Here is a 15,515-nt window from a genome sequence, read left to right as displayed (position 1 = left end):
ATGCTATTTACAATTAGACGATTTACAATGTGTGCCAAAAAGATTTTCATTCCTTACAAACAGGATGGCACTGCCCGGCATACAGTGCAAGTCGTGCAATTAATTATATTTTTCTATTATCGATGACACGTTTGGCCTTGCCCACACTTCGTTCAATGCTGCGAGGTTCAACCAACCGCACATCCACTCCTAAGCCCAGCACGCTTTGCAGACGGGTGGAAAGTTTTTTCTTCAGTGCCAGCATTTTGTTGATTTCATCGGAATAATATTCCGGACGAACTTCCACTTGAAGTTCCATCGTGTCAGTATTATTCTTGCGATCCACCAGCAAAAGATAGTGAGGTTCGAATTCCGGCATTTCGAGAATGACAGATTCAATTTGTGTAGGGAATACATTCACACCACGAATAATCAGCATATCATCACTGCGTCCGAGAATGCGATCCATACGCACCAATGTACGTCCGCAAGCACATTTTTCATAATGAAGAGCAGTGAGGTCTTTGGTGCGATAGCGCAACAACGGCATGCCCTCTTTGGTGAGATGTGTAAATACCAGTTCACCTTTCTCGCCGGATGGAACAGGCTCAAGCGTATTCGGATCGATGATTTCGGGAAAATAGTGGTCCTCATTAAGATGTGTGCCGTTTTGGCATTCACACTCATAGCCTACGCCGGGGCCGGCAATTTCACTCAAGCCATATATGTCGTATGCTTTGATGCCCAGTTTGGTTTCAATATCACGGCGCATATTCTCCGTCCACGGTTCGGCCCCAAAGGCCCCCACCTTCAATTTGAAGTCCTTGCGTGGAAGGCCGGAATCTTTGATGGCATCTGCCAGATAAAGTGCGTATGAAGGGGTACAGCAAAGCACGGTAGAACCGAAATCGTGCATCAGCGTAATTTGCTTTTCGGTGTTACCGCTGGACATAGGGATAACAGATGCCCCGATGTTCTCGGCTCCGGAATGAGCACCCAGTCCGCCGGTGAAGAGACCGTAACCGTATGATATCTGAAAAACATCCGAACGTCCTGCGCCATACGCCGTAAAAGCACGCGAAAGGCACTCCGACCAAACCGAGAGGTCTTTACGGGTGTATCCCACCACAGTCGGCTTTCCGGTTGTTCCCGAAGAAGCATGGATGCGTACAATCTGACTCATCGGCACGGCACAAAGACCGAAAGGATAATTGTCACGCAAATCATATTTTGTGGTAAAAGGAAGTCTCACGATATCGTCTATACTGTTTATGTCATCGGGAGTGATGCCCAATTCTTGCATTTTCTTGCGATAGAAAGGAGTGTCATGATACACGCGCTCCACGGTCTTTTTGAGGCGAATGCTCTGGATTTTGCGAAGGCTTTCGCGCTCCATACATTCGATGTTTTCATTCCAAATCATGCTATTTGTTGTACTGTTTGAGTGATTATTATCAAATTGCCGCAAAGTAAACAAAATATTTTGTTTATTTCGAAGATTTTGCCGAATATTGCCACTCATTAAGAAAATAAAAATGAGCAGATTTGAACTAACATCCGCCTATCGTCCTACAGGAGACCAACCGGAAGCCATAGCACAACTGACCGAAGGCATACGAGAGGGACTTCCCGCCCAAACTCTTCTGGGTGTCACCGGTTCCGGAAAAACATTCACCATAGCCAACGTCATAGCCAATATCAACAAACCTACCTTGATATTGAGCCACAACAAAACACTGGCTGCCCAGCTATACAGCGAGTTCAAAGGCTTCTTCCCCAACAATGCTGTGGAATATTATGTCTCGTATTACGACTATTACCAGCCGGAAGCCTATTTACCCTCGTCGGACACTTATATAGAGAAAGATCTTGCCATCAACGACGAGATAGACAAGTTGCGCCTTGCCGCCACCTCTGCCCTGCTTTCCGGCAGAAAAGACGTGGTAGTAGTCTCGTCCGTCTCATGCATCTACGGCATGGGGAATCCTTCCGACTTTTACAACAATGTCATCGAAGTGCAGCAAGGCAGGAATTTCAGCCGAAACGTATTCCTGCGACGCTTGGTGGATAGCCTCTATGTGCGCAACGACATAGACCTGAATCGCGGCAGCTTCCGTGTGAAAGGAGATACCGTGGATATCTATCTGGCATATGCCGATAACCTGCTGCGCGTTGCCTTTTGGGGAGACGAGGTGGACAGTATTGAAGAGGTAGATCCCATCAGTGGCGTGATCGTCGGCAAGTTCGATGCCTACAAAATATACCCCGCCAACCTCTTCATGACAACCAAAGAAGCCACTTTGCGTGCCATCCATGAGATAGAGAATGACTTGCACAAACAGGTACAATGGTTTGAAAGCGAGGGGCGTCCGCTTGAAGCCAAACGTTTGCGGGAACGGGTGACCTATGACATGGAAATGATACGGGAGCTGGGACATTGTTCGGGCATAGAGAACTACTCCCGCTACTTTGACGGACGAGCTGCCGGTACGCGCCCCTATTGCCTGCTGGATTTCTTTCCCGAAGATTTTCTGATAGTCATTGACGAAAGCCACGTCAGCGTTCCGCAGATACGTGCCATGTATGGTGGTGATCGTGCCCGAAAAACGAATCTGGTTGAATATGGCTTCCGCCTGCCTGCAGCCATGGACAATCGTCCGTTGAAATTCGAAGAGTTCGAAGAGATGGCCAAACAAGTGATTTACGTCAGTGCCACGCCTGCCGACTACGAACTGATAAAGTCCGAAGGCATTGTGGTAGAGCAGGTCATACGTCCCACGGGATTGCTCGACCCCATCATCGAGGTGCGTCCCAGCCATAACCAGATAGACGACTTGATGGAAGAGATACAACTACGCGTCGAGAAGAACGAGCGTACCCTCGTAACCACTCTCACCAAACGGATGGCTGAGGAACTGACCGAATACTTGCTGAACAATCAAGTGAGATGCAACTATATACACAGTGATGTAGATACACTGGAACGCGTGAAAATCATGAGCGATCTCCGCGACGGATTGTATGACGTATTGATTGGCGTGAATCTGTTGCGCGAAGGACTTGATTTGCCGGAGGTTTCTCTTGTGGCCATCCTTGATGCCGACAAAGAAGGATTTCTCCGCTCCCACCGTTCGTTGACACAGACGGCAGGCCGTGCTGCCCGCAACGTGAACGGGATGGTCATCATGTATGCCGACAAGATAACGGAAAGTATGCAAATGACCATAGATGAGACCAACCGCCGCCGTGAAAAGCAGTTGAAATACAACGAAGAAAACGGCATCACGCCTCAGCAGATAAAAAAAGCAAAAAATCTCAACGTGTTCGCCACCGGCGAATATTCCGGCACACCTGCTTCCGAACATTATGCCCGGACAGAAAGTACTCCCCGTCCCTATGTGGAACAAGAGCAGAAAGTATCTGTCGCCGCCGATCCGATTGTCCGCTATATGAGTCGTTCGCAATTGGAGAAGAGCATCGAACGCACCAAAAAACTTATGCAGGAAGCAGCTAAGAAACTCGACTTTATAGAAGCCGCCCAATATCGCGACGAGGTATTGAAAATGGAAGAGTTACTGAAAGAAAAAGTGGAGTAATTTGTAAGCATATTTTTAAAGATATACAATAAGTTTGAATAACGAATTTTTTTCCAACCGGACACTCCTGCATGCGTAATTTTACGCTTGTACAAGTGTGAGGCGATACTTGTGCAAGTGTAAATCCTTGAGTATATATGTCTTACAAAAAATACTGTCTTTTCCTATACAAGAACCATTCTGATTATGGAAATCCATTTCTGATAATCTTGTGTATATATCGGAATGATGCACCGTATTCCTCTGTGAATCTCATCCCTCTGCATGATGGGTTTTTCAGCATAAACTTTCTCTTGCGTAACACGCATCTTGGTTTGCAGCATGTCTCGTAGCGGTCTTTACATTCTTTGCAAACATGCAAAATCTTGTTCTTTTTATTTTTTCCGGACAGTTCATGGATAAAGAAGTTTTTTTATTAATTTTGCCTACGATTACCTATCTTGTCGAATAAATCTTTCAACGCTATAATGGATAGAGCATGTTTCGAACGTATGTATGCCGATTACTATAAAGTTTTGCGCTTCTTTGCCATGCGCATTGTCGGAGACATGTCGCATGCCGAAGATATCGTTCAGGAAGTTTTTACTGACTGTTGGGAGAATCGGGAGCAGATAGATGTGTCTGCATCTGTTAAATCCTATCTGTACACGTTGACTTATCATCGTTCTCTTGATTTGTTGAAGTCTTCTCAATATGCCCAAAAAGATTGGTCTGCCAATCTCTCTTATCTGGACAATCTGCTTTTCACCTCTTTCACCATAGACGAACAGTTGAATACGGATGAAATAAGAAAGGAAATAATACATTGTATAGACCTATTGCCCGACAAGTGTAAGGAGGTATTTGTGATGAGCCGCTATCACAACCTTAAGAACCGTGAAATTGCCGAAAAGCTAAATATCACAGTGAAAGCGGTAGAAAAGCACATTTCGAAAGCGCTCAAAGATATTCGTGCCCATCTTTTGCAAAACGGATACATGCCTGTCGTGACTTTAATACTTTCGCTCTCTTTTACCCCCCCCCTCACTTAACTCTTTTTAACAGGAGTTCTTTTTCAAAACAGCTATCCCCTCTGCTGCTTTAAAAGCATTTTTCTTCATTTCAGAGACCTGTTTAAAACTGCCGGCATTCTTTTCTGAAGCTGTTTCTCTTTTTTGCGAGGAGTGCAGCGAACTCTGCGTGACGAACAGAAACATACGAAAAGACAGACGGTTCTTCTCACTCTTCACTCACATATAAATCGCCTTTCGCCCTCATAATTCCGACAGACAGCATCTTTAGTTCATGAAAGCGTCTCAAAAAAAATCACGATTAGAGGTAGGGTATTCCCTTTGTGAATCGTGATAGATAAAGTCAGTAAAAAAAACGTTATGCAGAATGATATGAAAGACCACGATATACTCATTTCCAATTATCTGGAAAGCAACATCGGGCCGGAAGAAAAAGAAAAGCTCATGCAGTGGGTAAAGGCATCGAAAGAAAATGAGACCTACTTTGTGCAGATGGCAAAAGTGTGGGAAAAATCGACTATCGAACTTCAGGACAAAGAAGCAACCCTAAAGGCGGCAAAAATATTCCTTGCACGAATGGAAGCGAAAAGGCGTGTCAGGATGTATCGATGGATTGCAAGTTCGGCAGCGGTGCTCCTTTTGCTTTGGGGGCTGCATATGTGGGATGCAGAACTTCTATTCGGTGCCCGGATGTTGACTGTGGCCACTGACGATACAAAACGAGAAGTCATCCTGCCAGACAGCTCCATCGTCTGGCTCAATGCCCGAAGCGAGCTGACGTACCCGAAAAGGTTCGGTCGCAAGCGCCGCAATGTGGCTTTGAAAGGCGAAGCCTTTTTCGATGTGAGGAAAGACAAGAAGAGACCCTTTGCAGTGAACACATCCACGATGACCGTAAGAGTGCTGGGTACCACTTTCGTTGTCACCGACAGGAAGGAACAGTCACAAGCCGAAGCTGTATTGGAGACGGGAAAGATTGACATAACAGTGAAAGAAACCGGCGAGAAGCTGGAAATGCAACCTGACCGCCGGCTTATCTACAACAAGAAAAAGAAATCGACGGAGGTGAGAACGGTAAATGCCTCCGATTACACCAACTGGAGAAAAGAACATCTTCTGTTTGAGAATACGCCGCTCAAAGATGTGTTTATCCAGTTGAGCAAATGGTATAACATCTACATCTCTTACGAAACGTGCAGCCCGCAGTTGCTCAACACCCCGGTATCTTTCACGCTCGACAATGAAACTGCGGACGACATCCTGAGCATCTTGCAGAGTATCACGCCCCTGACATGGAAAAGAGATGGAACCAACGCAATAATCATCGAATAACTAACCTTTTAATACCGGAATGCTTATGAAAACATAGAACGAAGAAGAGAAAAAAATTAAGGAGCGGATGCCTTCACCTATCCGCCCCTCATCCGAATTATTTCTTCCTCTCTTGCTCAAAACCGAAAGAGTGCAAGAGGAGAAAGCTAATTACTCAACAAAAATAAATAAATAGTATGAATTACAAAGGAAAACAGAACGACTTTTCATTCTGTTGCAAAAAAATAACGTTTTGCACACAATTGTGCCTGCTTGTCATAGGCTTGCTTGCCTCCGCCTTCAGCATAGAGGCCGTGGCCCAAAACAAGCCGATAACCTTAAAGCTGGATAACGCAACGGTAGTAGAAGCCGTAAGAGCAGTCGAAAAACAATCCACCTACAAATTTGTGTACAACAATGCCGATGTAGACGTTTCGCGCAAAATCAGCGTAAACATAGAGAACGCAACCGTGGAAACGGCGGCCAAAACCATTTTTGCGGGCTACAACGTAACCATAAAAGGAAAAAACGTAATCATTACCTCTCCGAAGAAAGCCGGAACAAATGCCAAGCAACAATCTTCGCGCCGCAGCAAGGTGATAGGCGCAGTGGTAGATGCCGTGACGGGCGACCCGCTGACCGGTGCCTCCGTGCTCGTGAAGAACGCCACTCCCCCCTACGGCGTCACAGCCGATGTGGACGGAAAATTCGAACTTTCGGTGTCGCCCGACGATGTGCTGGTGGTCAGCTTCATCGGCTACCTGTCCCAAGAAGTAAAAATAGGCAACCGGAAGATACTCAGCATCTCCCTGTCGGAAGACGCGACCGCGCTGGGCGAAGTGGTGGTGACGGCCTTCAACATGGGTCAGAAAAAAGCCACCATGACGGGTTCGATACAGACACTGCGCCCCAGCGACTTGAAAGTGCCGGCAACGAACCTCTCCACCGCCTTTGCCGGACGCCTTTCGGGAGTCATCGCCTATCAGCGAAGCGGCGAACCGGGAAGCAACGGAGCCAATTTCTTTGTGCGCGGCGTCTCCACCATGAGCGGAGCAACCAATCCGCTCATCATCCTCGACGGCGTGGAAGTGAGTAAAGCAGACCTCGACGCATTGGACCCGGAAGTAATCGAAGGCTTTTCGGTGCTGAAAGATGCCACGGCCTCGGCCATGTATGGTACGCGCGGTGCCAACGGAGTGCTCATCATCAAGACCAAAAGCGGCGCCAACCTCGACAAACCGGTGATAAGCGTGCGTGTGGAAGGCTATGTGAACAAGCCCATCAACGTGCCGCAAGTGGTAAGCCCCGTCACGTTCATGCGCATGTTCAACGAAGCGGTCACCAACCAAGGCACCGACGCGCTTCTCTATTCCGAAGACAAAATCAACGGAACCCTGAAAGGGCTCGACCCCTATCTGTACCCGAACGTAAACTGGTATAACGAGCTGTTCAACAACTCTACGTTCAACCAGAAAGCCAACTTCAACGTTCGCGGCGGTACAAGCAAAATCACCTACTTCATGAATGTCAACACCGTGCACGAAACCGGTATGCTGAGAGGACGCAGCAAGGAGTTCTTCTCGTTCGACAACAACATCAACTACATGAAGTACGCCTTCCAGAACAACATCGACTTCAACCTCTCCAAGACCGCCAAGATAGGGCTCAACCTCAATGTGCAGCTCAACAGCCTGCACGGCCCCATTACGGCCAGCGACGGCGGCGGAGGAGTGGGCAACATCTTCAACGCCATCATGCAGAACAACGCCGTCGACTTCCCCGTCATGTATCCGCAAGGCGGAGACCCGTGGTATCATTGGGGAGGCACACGGATAGGCTCCACCCCCATAGAAAACCCCATGGTGGTGGCCACTGCGGGCTACAAGGACATGTTCGAGAGCACCGTTGTGTCCATCCTCAACTACGAACAGAAACTCGACTTCATCACCAAGGGACTGGGTTTCAAAGCGCTCTTCTCGTTCAAGAACTGGAGCCGGACTACGAATTTCCGCTATCAGGGTGGCAACAGATACATCCTTGAAAGAGTGGAAACCGACGCCGAAGGCAACACCGTATATGTACAGACTCCCGTAGACGGAAACCCCTCCAAACCGAACCTGAATGCCGGATCGGGCGTGGCCGGAGACCGCAACTACTATTTCCAGAGCTACTTCGACTACAATCGCTCGTTCGGCAATCACAACGTGTCGGCCATGCTGCTATACAACATGAGCGAGTACAACAATAACGTGATAGGCAACAATAATCTGATAGGCTCGCTTCCCAAACGCAAGCTCGGCTTTGCGGGACGTATCACTTACGATTATGCCAACAGATACTTGTTCGAAGTCAATGCCGGATACAACGGTTCGGAAAACTTCGCAAAGGGGCACCGCTTCGGATTCTTCCCTTCCGTGTCGGCAGGATGGAACGTCAGTGAAGAGAATTTCTGGACTCCGCTCAAGTCCATCGTGTCCAATTTCAAAATCCGCACTTCTTACGGATTGGTAGGAAACGACCAGATCGGTGGCGAACGCTTCATCTACATGGGCATCGTTTCATTGAACAATACGCCCGGATACATCACCGGCTACGACGACGCCCGGACGGGCGAACGCAAAGGCCCCACCTATTCGCGCCTGCAAAACGACAACATCACTTGGGAGATAGGACGGAAATACAACGTCGGGGTGGACTTGCAGTTCTTCAACTCGCTGAACCTCACCATCGACGCCTTCAAGGAAATACGCAGCGACATCTTCCAGCAAAAGCAATCCATCCCGAACTCGTTCGGAACGGCCGACACGAAAATCTTCGGAAACTACGCCAAAGTGAAGAACTGGGGTATCGACGCCTCCATGGATTACGGGAAACAAATCACCAAGGACTTTTCCTTGCAGTTCAGAGGCACGTTTACCTTTGCCCGCAACCGGGTGCTCGAATACGACGAAGCTCCCGGCCTGCGTCCCGCCCTGCGCCAAGTGGGTCGACGGCTGAACACCTACATGGGATACGTGGCCGACGGCCTTTACATCGACGAAGCGGATATAGCCAACAACCCCACTTCCACGCTGGGCAACATCACCATTGCTCCGGGCGATATAAAGTATGTGGACCAGCCCGATGCCGACGGCAAGTATGACGGAAAGATAACGTCCGATGACCGGATTGAAATAGGACATCCCCATGTTCCGGAAATCGTATATGGTTTCGGCCCCTCCATGAAGTATAAAAACGTAGACCTGTCGTTCTTCTTCCAAGGCCAGGCCAACGTGTCGCTCATGATGAGCGGTTTTCACCCCTTCGGCACACAAGAGAGGCGCAACGTGCTGCAATGGATAGCCGATGACTACTGGAGCAAAGACAACCAGAACAACCGTGCCCGCTATCCGCGTCTGACGCACTATTACAACAATAACAACCAGCAAACCTCCACGCATTGGCTGCGCAATGCCGCATTCCTGAAGCTGAAAAACCTCGAAGTGGGTTATACTTATAAGGGCATGCGCGTTTACGCAAGCGTAACCAATCTGTTCACGCTCTCCGGCTTCAAGCTCTGGGATCCTGAACTGGGAGGAGGAAGCGGAATGAAGTATCCGTTGCAACGCACGTTCAACGTAGGTGTGCAAGTCCGCTTCAATGATAAATAAGTTTTGCATCCTTAAATATAGACATATATGAAATTATTATCCAAAATATTTGCCCTGACACTGGCCATGATATGCAGTGTATCTTGCGATTTTCTGGACGTAGTGCCCGACGAGCGGACTACGGACACCGACACGTATGCGGGGCGCAACAACGGTATCGACTATCTGTATTCCTGCTATGCCTATCTGCCCAACCCGTCCAACACGCCCGGAGGTCTCGATCTGCTCACGGGCGATGAGGTGATAACCGCTTTCGAGCACGAAACGTTCGCCGCCTTCCCCAAAGGGAATTATTCGGCCTCCTCACCGGTCATCTCATACTGGAATACTTTCTTCCAGGGAATACGCCAGTGCTACATGTTCATGGAAAGAATAGACAGGTTTCCCGACACCACGGATGCCGAGAAGAATGATTATCGGGCACAGGCCAAGTTCCTCATCGCCTACTATCACTTCCTGCTTTCGCGTGCCTACGGCCCCATCCTGCTGATTAAGGAAACGCCGTCGACAGACATTCTTGCCTCCGAATATCCCACCCGTGTGCCTTACGACGAGTGTGTGGCTTGGATTTGCGACCTGCTTGACGAAGCCGCCAAAGACCTGCCTGCCAAGCGGGACATAAAGAACCAATACGGATTGGCCACCAGCATCGTGGCCAAATCGGTAAAGGCCAAAATGCTGCTCTACGCCGCTTCGCCCCTGTTCAACGGAAACAGTGCGTATGCCGGTTTCAAAGATAAAGAAGGCGTAGCGTTGATGCCCGCCTCATACGACGCGCAGAAGTGGATGAAAGCACGCGACGCACTGATGGAAGCCATCAAGCTGGCCGAGAGCAACGGTCACAGCCTCTACGTCAACGATGCCTACCGGGGCGAAGACGGCTCGGCAAACAAGTTCCCGGAGAAAGGCATCGTGCGACGTATGCGTACCCTGACCCTCGACTGGAAAGGCGCAGCCAACCCCGAAGTGTTGTTTGCCGACACGCGGGGAGAAGGCTACTACGACATACAACTGAAATGTATGCCGAAAACCTCCGTGGAGCAAGGTGCCAACGGTGTGTCGCTCACGTGGACCATGCTGAACCGTTTCTATACGAAGAACGGACTGCCGTGGGATGAAGACCCTGAATTCAAGTCGGACAACAAGCTGGCGGTTGTCAGCATAGACGCCGGCCATGCCGCCTATGGCAAGGAGGGAGAGAAGACCATCGCCTTCAACCTCAACCGCGAACCGCGCTTTTATGCCTGGGTGGGTTTTCATGGCGGATATTTCGAAGTGCTGAACGGAACCGACAACGCATACCCCATTCCCGGTTACATGAGCGAACGGGGACGTGTCCTCCTGAACTTCTTCAAGGATGGCAATCAGGGGCGCAAGAACCGCACCAACAACTATTCTCCCGGCGGATACCTCAATAAAAAAGGTACAGACCCCAACATGGTTATGGGAAAAGGAGGTCCCAACCGCACAGTATATCCGTGGCCGGTCATCCGTTTGGCCGACCTCTATCTGGGCTATGCCGAGGCATGCGTGGAGACGGGCGAACTGGATGCCGCCAAGACTTACCTGAACAAGGTGCGCACGCGTGCGGGTATTCCCACCGTAGAGAAATCGTGGGCGGGCGTGGCCGAACTCAATAAGGACAAACTGCGCCAAATCGTACGCCGGGAACGCCAGATAGAACTTTATCTCGAAAATCAGAACTTCTGGGATATGCGCCGCTGGATGATTGCCCAAGAAACCTTCAGCAAGAAAGCTCAGGGACTTAATATCGAGGGGAACGACATCGACGAATTTGCACAACTCAGGGAAATCTCTTTCGAACGCAAATTCGAGGCGCCGAAAAACTATCTGTTGCCTATACCGAGCGATGACGTCAACAGAAATCCCAAACTTGTGAACAATCCCGGTTATTAACGCTTAAATCTATTTTACGATATGAAACCTTTATTTTTGTATGCCTTTGCAGGGGCCATTGCGCTGCTTGCACTTTCGGGTTGCCAGAAAGAAGATATGGGCCCCCTGCCCGTGGCAATCGAAGCCTCTTCACTCACTGCCGAGCCGCAGGAAGGAGCCGTCAAAATAAGCTGGAAGATTCCGGAAGCGGCCAACTACGAATACATCCGGGTCACTTATATGCATCCGGGTACGGGCAAGGAGCACATCCGTCTGGCCAGCGTCTATGCCGACCATATCGTCATCGACGGTTTGCTGAAGCGATACGGGGCCATCGAGTTCAAGCTGATGCCCGTAACCGCCAAAGGACGCGAAGGAGAAGTGCGTACCATAACTGCCGAGTCGCTCGCGTTGCCCAAGAAAATCAAAGTAATTTCCGACTCCAAGGAGCAAATGAAGATAGATGCAACCCAAATCTGGGCCAGCAATCCCGAGCCGCTCTATGGCGAAGGCGTAATTGCAAACTTGGTGGATAATAATTATAACACGTATTTTCACATGAGTTGGAGCAGCCCCAAGCCTTTCCCGCATTACATTGTGATGAAGGCCCCCGAGGCAATCGGCGCATTGAGCTTCTTCTTCAAAAACCGTACGCATGCCAACAACAACAATCGTCCGAAGAATATGAATCTTTGGGTGAGCGAAACCTTTGACGGAACCACTTTCAACCCGGCCGGGTTCTCGGCGCATAAGGTGGCCGAGTTCAGAGGCATGCCCGAAGGGAGCGGCAGCGAGGTGGAATCTCCGGGTTACGTTCTTCCGTCTCCGATGCAGTATGTATGGTTCGAAGTTCTCGAGCCTCACGGCAGCGGACTGTACTTCGCCCTGGCCGAAATCAAGCTTTACAAATACAAGCTGGAGATGTTCGACCCGGAGACCGGAGAAACAACCGTATTGTAGCAGCCGGTTAGAAGCAAGATATTGTTTTGATTTTCTTTTTGACAGACACATGTCCCTGTCGTGACAGATGCAAGTGTTCAGGCCGACAGGCAAAAGCCCCTGTCGTGACAGACACAAGCCTTTGTCACGATAGGGGCAAGTGTCTGAAACCATTGCGGATTCAACCGTAATAAGGGCACAAGATGCCGGCAGGATTTAGGACCTCTGTCCTGAACCGGCGTGGTAAATCCAAACAGACTTTTCTAAGAAAACCTATAAAAACACTTACCATGAGATTGCACTTGTTTTTTCTTTTAACCATATCCGTTTTCCTGACGCCTGCGTGCAGTGACAAACCTGAAGACGAAGCTTTGTCCCTCATCATCGGGCAGAAAACGGTGAACTTCGCCGAGACGGCTTCCTCATCCGACATTCAGATAAAGACGAACGACAGCCATTGGACGGCAACCGTGCAAGGCGATGCCGCAACATGGCTCAAGACGCAGGGCCGCGGCTCTATACTGCAAATCAGTGTGTCTGCCAACGAGGAGATGGAAAAACGCCGCGGAGAGATTAAGGTAACAGCCGGGAGACTGTCCGAAATCATCGTTGTGGAACAACTGGGCATGGCTCCGGCCCTGCTGCTTTCTTCCGAGATGTTCACCGTTGCCGCAAGCGGCGGAGAGATAAATCTGGAAGTTACGGCCAACGTAGAGTACGACATCAGCATTCCGGCAGATGCCGCTTGGATTAAGCCCATGGCCGATACGCGCGCCGTGGAGATGGTGAAGAAGGCGCATCGCTTCAGCGTGTCGTTCAACGCCGCAGATGCGGCGCGCACCACCGAGCTGGTTGTAAAGCAGAAAGGCGGAACACTTGAAAAGAAAGTTCCGGTGACGCAGAAAGCACAAACAGGCTATACGGGAGAAACTTCCGGCGACATCAAGGACGACGTAAAAGTGCCCGTAAGCCATGCCGCGGCAAGCTCTTCACAGCAGGGCGGAGAAATAGAGAAATCGTTCGACGGCGATTACAAAAGCATTTACCACTCGTCGTGGAACAATAAGGGAGAGCATTATTTTCCCATCACACTGGAGTATTTCTTCGAGAATCAGGAAAGCATCGACTACCTGATTTACTATCCCCGCACCGAGGGCTACAACGGCCATTTCAAGGAAGTGGAGATTTGGGTGTCCACACAGGCCGCCCCCGATTATGCGAAAGTGACGGACTATGACTTCAAAGGCTCTCCGCTGGCGGCAAAAGTCATGCTGGACAAGCCTCTGATAAAACCGCTGTCCATCAAGTTCATCGTGAAGTCGGGTCACGGCGACGGGCAAGGCTTTGCCTCTTGCGCCGAGATGGAGTTTTATCGCCGCAATCCCGACCCGCTTACGCTCTTTACCGACCTCACCTGCTCGGAACTGAAGCCCGGCATCTCTCTCGAAGAGATTGAGAAAGTGCCGAACAGCCTCTACCGCAACATAGCCTACTATCTGCACAAAGGAAGTTATCCGCACGAGTTCCGCATTCAGCACTATCGTGCCTGGCCGCATCCCGACGAGTGGGCACGCGTGAACAAAACCTCTACGCTAAGTCTGCTCGACAATCCTACCGGAATCAGCGTAGGAGAAAATGACGAACTTATCGTGTTCGTAGGCCCCACCGTAGGATATAAACTCGATTTGAAAGTCCAGAATCTGAACAAACCGGGAGGCGACGGCTATGAGAACGCATCTCGATATACGCTTTCCGAGGGAATTAACAAATTAAAAATGAGGAATAAAGGATTGGTATATGTCTTCTACCATACTCCCGACTACCGGACGGCGCCTCCGGTCAAGATTCATTTTGCAACCGGAAAAGTAAACGGATATTTCGACTCGCAGAAGCATCAGGCGTCCGACTGGCCGAAATACCTCAATGCGGCCGTTGACGAGTATTTCGATGTGTTGGGCAAGCACGCCCACCTCACGTTCCCCACCGCACACTTCAAGACCTATGCGGGCAACAACGGCAAGCAACTGATTGATGCTTACGATGAGCTGGTACGTCTGGAGAAAGAGTTCATGGGATTGATGAAATACAACCGCCCCACCGTGAACCGCGCTTATTTTCACGCCATGTATCATGCTTACTTCTACTCCACGTCTTACCGCACGGCATACAATGTGACAGGTGAAAGCGAGAGAAGGACACTGCTGGATGTGAACGAACTGAAGAAATCACCTTGGGGGCCTGCACACGAACAGGGGCACTCGTTTCAGACTCGTCCCGGATTCAAATGGCACGGCATGACCGAAGTTACGAACAACGTCCACTCCCTTTACGTGCAAACCGAATGGGGCAATGCCTCACGCATCGAGACGGAAGCGCTGGGGCGTTTCAATAACCGCTATGAAAAGGCTTATTACAACTCGTTCGTGAAACACGTGCCTCATCCCGGTGAGGAAGATGTTTTCTGCAAACTGGTTTCGTTGTGGCAGTTGCAGCTCTACTTTTCCGACGTGTGCGGCAAGACGGATTTCTATAAGGATTTGTATGAGAAGATACGTACCACGCCCGACCAACCGGACCCCGGTGCTCAACAATTGGAATTTGTGAAGATTGCGTGCGACATCGCACAGACCGACTTGACCGATTTCTTCGGGAAATGGGGCTACTTGTCGCCCTTCGACAGCGAAATAGACGACTACGGGAAAGTACGCTTTCTAATCGAACAAAGCCGGATAGACAAAACCATAGCCGCCGTGAAAGCTAAAAACTACCCGGCACCCGGCGAAAAGATAGAATATATCTCCGATTCCAACCGGCAAATATTCAAAAACCGCTTGCCCGTACGGCAAGGAACCGCCGTAAAAAGCGGCAAAACCATTACCATGACGGGCTGGCAAAATGTAGTGGCCTACGAAGTGTATGATGGCGATACACCAGTATTCGTATCCAATAAAGCTTCTTTCAGTCTGGATACGGAAGCAGGCCCGGACATCAAGGTGCTGGCAGTAGGCTACGACGGAAGCAAAACGGAGGTGAAATTCTGACAGACGTGCTATGCGTCTCCTTATTATTCCATACGGACATCAGATAGTTCAATAAAAAGAGATACTGCTCCATATATAGAACAGTATCTCTAA

General features: G+C 49.7%; 8 protein-coding genes. 7 read left to right on the top strand and 1 reads right to left on the bottom strand.

Annotated features, from left to right (window positions below):
• Positions 1–103 precede the first annotated feature (103 nt).
• Positions 104–1,402: a phenylacetate--CoA ligase family protein gene (locus tag C4H11_RS01580; RefSeq protein WP_106040208.1), complete on the bottom strand. Its 1,299-nt coding sequence runs from the start codon at positions 1,400–1,402 to the stop codon at positions 104–106.
• Positions 1,403–1,514: 112 nt separating this feature from the next.
• Here C4H11_RS01580 and uvrB point away from each other — a divergent pair, with 112 nt between their 5' ends.
• The 7 genes from uvrB (at position 1,515) to C4H11_RS01545 (ending at position 15,422) form a co-directional block, all read left to right on the top strand.
• On the top strand, positions 1,515–3,575 hold the full coding sequence (gene uvrB, locus C4H11_RS01575; protein WP_106040207.1) for an excinuclease ABC subunit UvrB: 2,061 nt from the start codon (positions 1,515–1,517) through the stop codon (positions 3,573–3,575).
• A gap of 467 nt (positions 3,576–4,042) precedes the next feature.
• Entirely contained in the window at positions 4,043–4,606 is a 564-nt protein-coding gene (locus tag C4H11_RS01570) for an RNA polymerase sigma-70 factor (protein ID WP_106040206.1), read from the top strand.
• A gap of 339 nt (positions 4,607–4,945) precedes the next feature.
• The gene (locus tag C4H11_RS01565; protein ID WP_106040205.1) at positions 4,946–5,917 is read left to right on the top strand and encodes a FecR family protein; all 972 of its coding nucleotides are present in this window, start codon (positions 4,946–4,948) and stop codon (positions 5,915–5,917) included.
• Between the two features lie 176 nt (positions 5,918–6,093).
• The gene (locus tag C4H11_RS01560; protein WP_106040204.1) at positions 6,094–9,546 is read left to right on the top strand and encodes a TonB-dependent receptor; all 3,453 of its coding nucleotides are present in this window, start codon (positions 6,094–6,096) and stop codon (positions 9,544–9,546) included.
• 27 nt (positions 9,547–9,573) lie between these two features.
• The gene (locus C4H11_RS01555) at positions 9,574–11,463 is read left to right on the top strand and encodes a RagB/SusD family nutrient uptake outer membrane protein (RefSeq protein ID WP_106040203.1); all 1,890 of its coding nucleotides are present in this window, start codon (positions 9,574–9,576) and stop codon (positions 11,461–11,463) included.
• A gap of 21 nt (positions 11,464–11,484) precedes the next feature.
• Positions 11,485–12,402, top strand: a complete 918-nt coding sequence (locus C4H11_RS01550; protein ID WP_106040202.1) for a DUF4959 domain-containing protein — start codon at positions 11,485–11,487, stop codon at positions 12,400–12,402.
• Positions 12,403–12,671: 269 nt separating this feature from the next.
• Positions 12,672–15,422 carry a M60 family metallopeptidase gene (locus tag C4H11_RS01545; protein ID WP_106040201.1) on the top strand — a complete coding sequence of 917 codons (2,751 nt, stop codon included), beginning with the start codon at positions 12,672–12,674 and terminating at the stop codon, positions 15,420–15,422.
• The last annotated feature ends 93 nt before the right edge of the window (positions 15,423–15,515 follow it).

Source organism: Bacteroides zoogleoformans (assembly GCF_002998435.1).
In the GTDB taxonomy this organism is placed as follows: Bacteria; Bacteroidota; Bacteroidia; order Bacteroidales; family Bacteroidaceae; genus Bacteroides; species Bacteroides zoogleoformans.
Note: the sequence above shows the minus strand (reverse complement) of the source record. Positions and strands in the feature narration are given on the sequence as shown.

Excerpts from the sequence above, each read along its gene's own strand:
- C4H11_RS01580 (WP_106040208.1), bottom strand. The coding sequence starts at position 1,402 with ATGATTTGGAATGAAAACATCGAATGTATGGAGCGCGAAAGCCTTCGC.
- uvrB (WP_106040207.1), top strand. The coding sequence starts at position 1,515 with ATGAGCAGATTTGAACTAACATCCGCCTATCGTCCTACAGGAGACCAA.
- C4H11_RS01570 (WP_106040206.1), top strand. The coding sequence starts at position 4,043 with ATGGATAGAGCATGTTTCGAACGTATGTATGCCGATTACTATAAAGTT.
- C4H11_RS01565 (WP_106040205.1), top strand. The coding sequence starts at position 4,946 with ATGCAGAATGATATGAAAGACCACGATATACTCATTTCCAATTATCTG.
- C4H11_RS01560 (WP_106040204.1), top strand. The coding sequence starts at position 6,094 with ATGAATTACAAAGGAAAACAGAACGACTTTTCATTCTGTTGCAAAAAA.
- C4H11_RS01555 (WP_106040203.1), top strand. The coding sequence starts at position 9,574 with ATGAAATTATTATCCAAAATATTTGCCCTGACACTGGCCATGATATGC.
- C4H11_RS01550 (WP_106040202.1), top strand. The coding sequence starts at position 11,485 with ATGAAACCTTTATTTTTGTATGCCTTTGCAGGGGCCATTGCGCTGCTT.
- C4H11_RS01545 (WP_106040201.1), top strand. The coding sequence starts at position 12,672 with ATGAGATTGCACTTGTTTTTTCTTTTAACCATATCCGTTTTCCTGACG.